An 8593-nucleotide genomic window follows, 5' to 3' on the forward strand; every position below is an offset into this window, starting at 1 on the left:
TCTTCGTGTCAGCCTCGCGGCGACAAGGAGTAATATATCACCCCTCGCGCATCATGTCAAACCTTTTATCTTCTTGCACGATAGTCTTTTTATTCAGGAATTATCCCGTCAATTCACCCATGTAGATTGACCCGTTTTATTATACAAGATTATGGTATAATCAATAAAATTTCATTATTTTTCAATCCGCATTGAAATCGCTTACGCACTTTTGAGGAGGCGTCACTCATGGGCACACCAGCCGACCATCTTGACACTTTATTGAAGGAGACCCGCTCGTTTGCACCCTCCAGCGAGTTTCAGGGGAACGCAAACTTTAACGACCCCAGCATCTATGAACGCGCACTCGAAGATCCGGAAGGATACTGGAGTGAGCAAGCGAAGCACCTTGACTGGTTTACACCGTATACAAAAATTTGCGAGTGGAACCCGCCTCACGCCGCATGGTTTTCTGACGGGACACTAAACGCCACATACAACGCGGTCGATCGCCACCGCGCAACCTACCGCAAAAATAAGGCGGCCATTCTGTGGGAGGGTGAACCGGGCGACCGGCGCGTGCTCACCTACGACATGCTCGGAAGAGAAGTTGATCGCGCAGCTCACATGCTTGCATCGCTTGGCGTCAAAAAGGGGGATCGCGTCGCGATTTACCTGCCGATGATCCCGGAACTCCCGATCACCATGCTCGCCTGCGCAAAAATTGGCGCGATCCACACGATCGTCTTTGCCGGATTCTCTTCCTCTTCACTGCGTGATCGCATCCTCGACGCTGACGCAAACGTACTCGTCACGGCAGACGCAGGCCATCGACGCGGAGGCATCATTCCGCTAAAAGCAAACGCAGACGATGCAGTCGATGGAACACATGTCAAAACGATGGTCGTGGTCAACCGCGTTGGAGCGCCGTCTGGCGCGACGATGACGGAAGGGCGCGATGTGGCGTGGGAAACGCTCATGGCCGAGATGCCGAATACCCCCTACCCGTGCGAACCGATGAACGCAGAAGATATTCTCTACATTCTCTACACCAGCGGCACAACAGGAAAGCCAAAAGGTATCGTCCACACGACAGGTGGTTACCTGGTTGGAGCAAACACGTCGATGCGCTCCGTGTTTGACTTAAAAGATGACGATGTCTACTTTTGTACCGCGGATATCGGATGGGTGACCGGTCACACGTACATTGTCTATGGACCACTAACGGCTGGCGCAACGGTCGTTATGTACGAAGGCGCACCCGATTTTCCAAATCGCGATCGCTTTTGGCAGATCATTGAGCGGTATGGCGTCACCATCTTCTATACTGCGCCCACCTCAATTCGGACGTTTATGAAATGGGGACAGCAGCACCCCGCAGCGTATGATTTGAGTAGTTTGCGCCTCATGGGCACCGTCGGCGAACCGATCAACCCGGAAGCGTGGATGTGGTATCACGAACACATCGGACACGGCAACTGTCCAATTGTCGACACGTGGTGGCAAACCGAGACGGGGTGCGCAATGATTGCGCCTCTGCCAGGACTCATCAACACGAAACCTGGTTCTGCGACGCGCCCCGTCCCCGGCATCTCTGTCGCAGTCTTTGACGAACACGGTCAGGCCGTCCAGCCGGGCAGCGGAGGCTATCTCGTGATCACAAAACCTTGGCCCTCCATGCTGCGCACCATTTGGCGTGATGACGAACGCTTCGCCAAAACCTACTTCGGACAATTCCAGGGGATCTATCTCCCTGGCGACGGCGCTCACCTCGATGAGGATCGTTACATCTGGATTCTTGGGCGAATCGATGACGTGATTAACGTTTCTGGGCATCGCATTGGAACGATGGAAGTGGAGAGCGCGCTTGTCGATCACAAATCTGTGGCAGAAGCAGCTGTCATCGGACGCGCCCACGAGATCAAAGGTCAAGCGATCACCGCATTTGTTACTTTAAAAGAAGGTGTCGTCGCCAGTCCTGAGTTGGTTGCAGAACTCAAGCAGCACGTCGTCATTCAGATTGGCGCGATGGCTCGTCCCGAAGAAATTCTGTTCACCGCAGAACTTCCAAAGACACGAAGTGCCAAGATCATGCGCCGTCTGCTTCGTGATATTGCAGAAGGAAGGGCGCTTGGCGACACGACAACGCTTGCCGATCCGAGTGTGATCGACGCGCTTAAGAGTCAATATCAAGATAAAGAATAAGGAAGAGCGACGATGAGAATTCAAGATCAGGTCATTGCATTAGCCCCGGCTCTTCACAATTTTTTCCCACACGCGCAGTTTGTCGTCACCGACTGCGCAGGGTACGTGTATTCGATTCCAGGACAGAATTTCTTTCTTGAAGTCTTCGACGCGGGCCATCTCTTTCTCGACGGAAGTATTGGGAAAGAAACCGTGCAAACCGGTGTTGTGGTCGCCCGCAGCGGAAACAAGGCGCTAACGGGCGGCGTCCCCTACCAAGGGATCGGCGTCCCGCTCACCGAAGACGGTCGCGTTGTTGGCGCAATGTGCATTTTTGCCGATACGATCACAAAAGAGACGTTGCAGCAAACGGCCAGCCAAATGACCGCAATGACAGAAGAACTCTCCGCGATGACGGATACGTTTGCGCAAGGGGCGCACGTGGTCCGCTCGGCGACAGAGGTGCTCGTCAAGCGCGCACAAGCGATCGAGTCTGAGCGAATGCAAACGATGCAGATGACTGGAGTGATCGGCGACGTTGCCGCACAAACGCATCTGCTCGGTTTAAACGCAGCGATTGAGGCGGCGCGCGCCGGGGAATCAGGAAAAGGGTTTAGCGTCGTTGCAGAGGAGATTCGTAAACTGTCGGAGCGCGCGCGCACCTCGACGCGCCTGATTGAAACGTCAATGAATCATTTGATTGCGGAGATAACCAGCATGAATCGCGAGATTGAGTCAATGCTTGAGCAGGTACAGCGACAGTCTTCTAGCGCCAGCGAACTCGCCGAAGCTGTTACAGAACTGACAAAAATCAGCGAAGGATTGACAGAACTCTCCATGCATCTGCGCGCGTGACGTGTGGTTACAAAAAATACACGTGTATTTTGACGACGGTAAGCCCTCGATCCTCTGTGGTCGAGGGCTTTGTTTTTCAAAATCACGCTACACTTCACCGCGCCGCGAAAGCTGCGCAAGATCTATCCCGCGATCGATGCACCACGCGCGCGCCTCTCCCCGAACAAGGAGTGGCACGCGCTGCATGTCGCGCAGGTGACGGGCTCCAAACAAGGTCATGAGCACGCGCAACTCATCGAGTTCGCCGTAGATCATTTCGATCAATCGCGCTGCCCCTCCCTCCTGCACCGCACGCAGCGCCTTGCCAGAGATCCCAACAACCGCCGCGCCGAGCGCATGCGCTTTGACTATGTCAAGCGCATGGCGAATTCCTCCCGAGGCCACACACACAAGGGACGCTTGCGCCGCCTGCCATTCCAGTAGCGATACGAGCGTACTCTGACCGTGATCACTCAGATACGCGTATCTTCCGTCGCCGCGCCGCTCCCGCTCGATCCACGCAAAATTGGTGCCACCGCGCCCGCCAACGTCGACGATGCGCACACCTGCGTCAACCAGTTGACGATACGTCTCACGCGCCATGCCAAAGCCCACTTCTTTTACGATGACCGGAACGGACAAGCGGGTCACCGCCTGCTCGATCGTTCGCAAATACCCGGAAAAGGAGCGATCCCCTTCTGGCATGATAAGTTCTTGCGGCACGTTCAGATGAATCTGGAGCGCATTCGCTTCAATCATCTCGACGGCGCGCGCCATATCATCCAGCGACACGTCAGCACCTACGTTTGCAAAAATCACACCGCGCGGATTCATCTCCCGCACAATGCGAAACGACGATTGCAGGCGTCCGTCCACAAGCGCCGCACGCTGTGATCCGACGGCCATCGCCGTTCCCGTTTCTGCAGCCGCTTGGGCCAGTTCGCGATTAATTTCACCCGTCTGCGCGGAGCCGCCTGTCATCGCGTTAATCAAAAGCGGATGGGAGAGCATAAGATCGCCAAGCGCTGTATCAAGCTTCACATCTTTTACCGCCGTCTCGGGCAGTGATCGATGAACAAGCCTCACTTCGTCAAAATCGGAAGTTTCCGGGCGCGCGTCTGCGCGGAGCGCCAATTCTACATGCTGCCATTTACGTTGTTCTCGCGTCATTTCACACTCCGCCTTTACCACGCCGATTGCCACTATCGACTCATTCTACCAATTCTCAAAGAGCAAGCGCTATTGCACAGCGCATATTTCCAGCCATTCTCACCGTTTTTCCTTTATCGATCCGCCAATACGAACATACGTTTGCTTTTTAGGCGTTCTCCGCTTATAATCAACTTATCGAACACACGTTCCCTTCGGAGGCGTCGAGATGGCAAAACCTACAGCTGCCGTACGCGAATACTTGCTCTGCCAAAAGCGCTCACCCAGCGAGGCGCGGCGCTTGCTCCATCTTCTTGAGATGCACAATCTGCGCATTCTCTCCACAGAAGAAGACGCGTGGAGCGTCACCGTCTGTTTTTCATACGCCAATCGGCAGACGCGGGCGATTTACATGAAAGCAATGCTCGACGCAGACCCCTGGATGGATACGCCTTCTTCTCTATGACGTTGATCTACGGGTTGGTGGATATGCAGAGTTTTTATGCTTCGTGTGAGGTTGCATCGCGCCGCGAGTTCACCGTCACCCGACGAATGGATCGAGATGACAGCGACCCAGCGCTTGTCGTAGCCGGAGACCCGGCGCGGCGCAGTGGGATTATTCTTGCCGCGACACCACCCGCCAAAGCGCGCGGGATCACCACCGCCATGCGTCTCGGCGAGGCGCTGCGTCTCGCGCCCGAACTCGTCGTCGTTGCGCCGCGCATGCGTCTCTACATCGAAACGAGCGCGCGTATCCAGCAGACGATCCGGGAGCATTTCCCACTTCAAGAACAGTTCAGCGTTGACGAGAGTTTTTTCGCCTTCCCCCACCCCTCCACGCTATTTTGCGATCCTGTCGCGGCGGCGCGCGGGCTACAACAAGCGATCTGGGATCAGTTTCGTATCCGCTGTCGGATCGGGCTCGCGCCAAACAAATGGATGGCTAAAGTGGCAAACAACGTCGCCAAAACGGTTGCTGGAGGCATCGTATGGTGGCCAGACGGAGATCTGCTCCCCCTGCACGAACTACACGTCTCAAAAATGTGGGGATTGCGCAAGCGGGCACACGTTCTTGAACTCGAATTTGGCGCAAAGACGATTGGCGATGTGTCACGCATCTCGCGCGGGGCGCTTCGGGATCGTTTCGGCACTTGGGGCGATGTGATTCACCGCTGGAGTCACGGCGAAGACCCTTCCCCCATCCACCCGGACGCGTATGACGCACCGCACAAAAGCTATTCACATCGCGTCACTCTACCGCGTGATTTTTACGCGCGCGACGAGGTGGCAACAGTGATTCTGGAATTGCTTGATGAGGTTTGCCGCCGACTGCGCCATGCGGGGCAGCGCGGAAAGCGCGTGGGACTCGGCGTTACCTACGCACGCTTTGAGGGTGGATTTTATCGGGCGCGCGCACTGACGTCAGCGCATGACGATGCGCGCGCCATCTACCCCACATTGCTTGCGCTACTCGACCAGCACTGGTCGGGCGATGGAATTCGCGCAGTCGGCGTCAGTGTCGATGATCTGAAGACGGCCGCTGATGACCAGTTATCCTTATTCGAAGACATTCCTAAGCGGGTTCAACTGAACCGCACCATCGATTTGATTCATGAACGCTATGGAAAAACGAGTCTCTATCGCGCTGCGAGCCTGACGGCGGCAGGACAGCTTCTTTCGCGCAGCAAAAAGATTGGCGGACACTGGAGTGGGACACCTTGAACATCACGAGTGGGAACATTTTTGCAGCGATGCGCCTCGTTTTGCCTGAGCATCGCAGTGCCATGGACACCATGGAGCGTTCACAGCGACGCACTCCTCTTCCACAATGGTCAGAAGATCGACTCGAAGAATTGCAGATCGAGATTTCTGAAGCAATCGCCAATGACGCGGTCGTTCGCATCACCTACTGGCGCGATCACGCCGTGTACGAAGCAACCGGGCGATGCAAGATCAGCTACGGTCGGTTGCTCCTTCTGGAGGCGCACCAAACGATTGAGCTTTTACCCCAGCACATTCTGCGCATTGACACACCGTGATAGCGAGTCGTTGCGATCCCATCAAGCGACGACGCTGTCACGTTGGCGATGGCTACGGTGTAGCCAATGAATGGATCGTGTATTGAACACGTCGACAAAACTATGGTATACTCACAAAGTTACGCCACACGGACATGGAGAGATGGCCGAGCGGTTGAAGGCACTCGTCTTGAAAACGAGCAACGGTGATGAGCCGTTCGTGGGTTCGAATCCCACTCTCTCCGCCAACGCATTCTCTGTTAGAAAACACCAAAATGACCTGTGTAAAAACAGGTCATTTTGTTCTATCTGCGTGAGTTATCATGAGTTATCAAAAAAAGAGAACCCTTCTATAGAAAACGCGAGAAAACGCGGAGAACGAGCGTACTAAAACCGTCATCACACAGCGCGGGCGAAACGAAATTCGTTGCTCCCGTGAGCGTCAGGAGGATCCGAATGACAATCATACTTGCGCTGCTCGGATTCCTTGTGATCGCATGCCTTGGTTTTATCACAAATCTGCTTACGCGAAAACCTGTGTACCGCGGCGTCCATTTACCAGAGGTCGCCTTGCTCATCGGCGCTGCTCAACTGCTTCTTCACACACCACTGCCCTACGCAGGCGTGCTTCTGAGTTCACTCAAACTGTGGCAGGATCCAACCATTCTGACGCTCGCTGCCAGTCTGATCATCTTTCACGGCGGGACGGAGATTCGCCCCTCCACCTTTCTCAAACTGAAAAAGGTTATCCTGAACCTCGCCACGCTTGGCGTACTTGTATCCGCCGCTTCTTTCACGCTGATCTTTTTACTCGTCACGCACGTTTCCTTTGAGACCGCTTGGCTCATCGGCGCCCTTTTTTGCGCCACAGATCCAGCCGTGCTCATCACGATCCTCGATCGCTTTCCGATTCGCGATGAGATGCAAGAAACACTCATCGCAGAGTCTGCACTAAACGACCCGATGAGCGCGATACTCGTATCCATCTCCATCGCGTTCGCAGCGCTGCAGACAGGGGCGCGACATACGGCCATCACCGCTTCAGCCATCATGCACCCGCTTCTCATAACGCTCTACTCAGAAATGCTCTCAATCCTCATCGGCGTTACTGTGGGGCTTCTCTCACGCAGGATACGGCAAAGAGCCTTTCACTCGTCAACCACAAAGCTTCTCGTCACATTCTTTCTGACATGGGGACTCTGTGAACTGACAGGCGCTTCCCCTTTCCTCGCCGCCTTTCTCGCAGGCGTCCTTCAACATCGCGAAGGCGAAGAAGAGACACCCGATCACGTTTCACGCGGAATGAACATTACCCTCACCCTTACGCGAAGCGTCGTCTTTGTCGGGCTCGGACTGGCGCTCGTCTTTCCTCACCAAACCGTTCTCTATATTGAAGGCGTCAGCGCAGCGTTCATCCTGGTGGCTTTCGCACGCCCGCTCTCCGTTCTCAGCGTCTATCTGTTGACAAAAAAACACGCCCCCCTAAGCGGGCGCGATTATGCCTTCCTTGCCGTCAACCGTCAGACCGGCGTCGTGCCGGCGCTGCTCGTGCTTCTCCTAAAGCCCCTGCACCTTGCCAGCATCTCGCTGATCGAGTTTAGCATCGTGTCGGCCATTCTCGTCACATCCGCATTGGCGACGCCTTTTTTTCCAGTCTTGGCGCGACGGTTTGGCGTCGCCATCCGCGATGCACACTGAGCGATGTCGGCGATTCAGGGTAACAAAAATATCGGAACGAGTGCGCCATCTGTCACATCCGCATCCGCATCAACGCGGGCGAGCGCGGTCACTGACGCGAACCCGGAAAAGGAGCCACTCGATTGCTCTGTGCCAAGATCAATCCACCACTCCGCGTCACGCTGCGTCAGCTGTCCACGAAAAAATCGAGAATGTTTGACACGCCGACGCAGCGTTGCGCCTGTGACCCGCGCAAAGAGCGCTGGAGCAGGATCCTTTTGTCCCGCCAACCGCCGCAAGACTGGAAGGCCGAGCACCACGGCGTTGACCAGCGCGGCAGAGGGACTACCCGAAAACGCGAGAATCACTTGCTTACCACGCATCCCCGCATAGACTGGTGTTCCCGGACGCATAAACACACCCCAAAACAGCCGCTCTACACCAATCGCTTCGAGCGCAGACGGCGTCAAATCAAAATCGCCGACCGACACGCCGCCTGTCGTCACGAGGACATCTACATCTTTAAGCGCATCTGAAAACACACGCTGCTGCAAGGAGAGATCATCTCCCACCGCAGGAATCACCTGGGCAATCCCGCCGACACGACGAATGAGTGCGCAAAGCATTGGACCATTGCTGTTATAAAGAGCGTGGGGGTGTGGGGCTTCGCCCGCTTCAAGCAATTCGCTCCCAGTGGCGACGACCGCGACACGCGGAGGTCGCACGACCGCAATCGAGCGATACCCGTGGGA

The 8593-nt window shown here is 55.5% G+C and carries 8 protein-coding genes and 1 tRNA gene; 7 read left to right on the forward strand and 2 right to left on the reverse strand.

The features are described 5' to 3' along the window. Positions 1 to 228: 228 nt before the first annotated feature. Both acs and AYW79_RS14545 read left to right on the forward strand, forming a co-directional pair. Positions 229 to 2184, forward strand: a complete 1956-nt coding sequence (gene acs / locus AYW79_RS14540) for an acetate--CoA ligase (protein ID WP_067567409.1) — start codon at positions 229 to 231, stop codon at positions 2182 to 2184. A gap of 12 nt (positions 2185 to 2196) precedes the next feature. Then, the gene (locus AYW79_RS14545; protein ID WP_067567412.1) at positions 2197 to 3018 is read left to right on the forward strand and encodes a methyl-accepting chemotaxis protein; all 822 of its coding nucleotides are present in this window, start codon (positions 2197 to 2199) and stop codon (positions 3016 to 3018) included. Between the two features lie 87 nt (positions 3019 to 3105). Here the strand turns inward: AYW79_RS14545 and fni are convergent, their stop codons facing one another. Beyond that, positions 3106 to 4167: a type 2 isopentenyl-diphosphate Delta-isomerase gene (gene fni, locus AYW79_RS14550; RefSeq protein ID WP_067567431.1), complete on the reverse strand. Its 1062-nt coding sequence runs from the start codon at positions 4165 to 4167 to the stop codon at positions 3106 to 3108. Positions 4168 to 4375: 208 nt separating this feature from the next. Between fni and AYW79_RS14555 the strand changes: the two genes are divergently transcribed. The 5 genes from AYW79_RS14555 (at position 4376) to AYW79_RS14575 (ending at position 7862) form a co-directional block, all read left to right on the forward strand. Then, a complete protein-coding gene (locus AYW79_RS14555) occupies positions 4376 to 4612 on the forward strand; it encodes a hypothetical protein (protein WP_067567415.1) in 237 nt (78 codons plus the stop codon). Between the two features lie 23 nt (positions 4613 to 4635). Next, a complete protein-coding gene (locus AYW79_RS14560) occupies positions 4636 to 5868 on the forward strand; it encodes a Y-family DNA polymerase (RefSeq protein ID WP_231877916.1) in 1233 nt (410 codons plus the stop codon). Further along, on the forward strand, positions 5865 to 6185 hold the full coding sequence (locus AYW79_RS14565; RefSeq protein ID WP_067567422.1) for a YolD-like family protein: 321 nt from the start codon (positions 5865 to 5867) through the stop codon (positions 6183 to 6185). The genes AYW79_RS14560 and AYW79_RS14565 overlap by 4 nt, the downstream gene beginning before the upstream one ends. Positions 6186 to 6321: 136 nt before the next feature. Next, positions 6322 to 6412: transfer RNA gene (locus AYW79_RS14570), tRNA-Ser, on the forward strand. Positions 6413 to 6620: 208 nt separating this feature from the next. Further along, positions 6621 to 7862 (forward strand): cation:proton antiporter domain-containing protein, encoded by a 1242-nt coding sequence (locus AYW79_RS14575; RefSeq protein WP_067567425.1) that lies wholly within the window; start codon positions 6621 to 6623, stop codon positions 7860 to 7862. 14 nt (positions 7863 to 7876) lie between these two features. Here AYW79_RS14575 and AYW79_RS14580 read toward each other — a convergent pair. Beyond that, positions 7877 to 8593: molybdenum cofactor synthesis domain-containing protein (locus AYW79_RS14580; RefSeq protein ID WP_269449286.1), on the reverse strand; the 717-nt coding region annotated here is incomplete at its 5' end.

It is taken from the genome of Ferroacidibacillus organovorans, from assembly GCF_001642725.1.
Taxonomy (GTDB): Bacteria; Bacillota; Bacilli; order Alicyclobacillales; family SLC66; genus Ferroacidibacillus; species Ferroacidibacillus organovorans.

What these genes read in the sequence shown, in the direction of transcription:
- acs (WP_067567409.1), top strand. Translation starts at nt 229, where the DNA reads ATGGGCACACCAGCCGACCATCTTGACACTTTATTGAAGGAGACCCGC.
- AYW79_RS14545 (WP_067567412.1), top strand. Translation starts at nt 2,197, where the DNA reads ATGAGAATTCAAGATCAGGTCATTGCATTAGCCCCGGCTCTTCACAAT.
- fni (WP_067567431.1), bottom strand. Translation starts at nt 4,167, where the DNA reads ATGACGCGAGAACAACGTAAATGGCAGCATGTAGAATTGGCGCTCCGC.
- AYW79_RS14555 (WP_067567415.1), top strand. Translation starts at nt 4,376, where the DNA reads ATGGCAAAACCTACAGCTGCCGTACGCGAATACTTGCTCTGCCAAAAG.
- AYW79_RS14560 (WP_231877916.1), top strand. Translation starts at nt 4,636, where the DNA reads ATGCAGAGTTTTTATGCTTCGTGTGAGGTTGCATCGCGCCGCGAGTTC.
- AYW79_RS14575 (WP_067567425.1), top strand. Translation starts at nt 6,621, where the DNA reads ATGACAATCATACTTGCGCTGCTCGGATTCCTTGTGATCGCATGCCTT.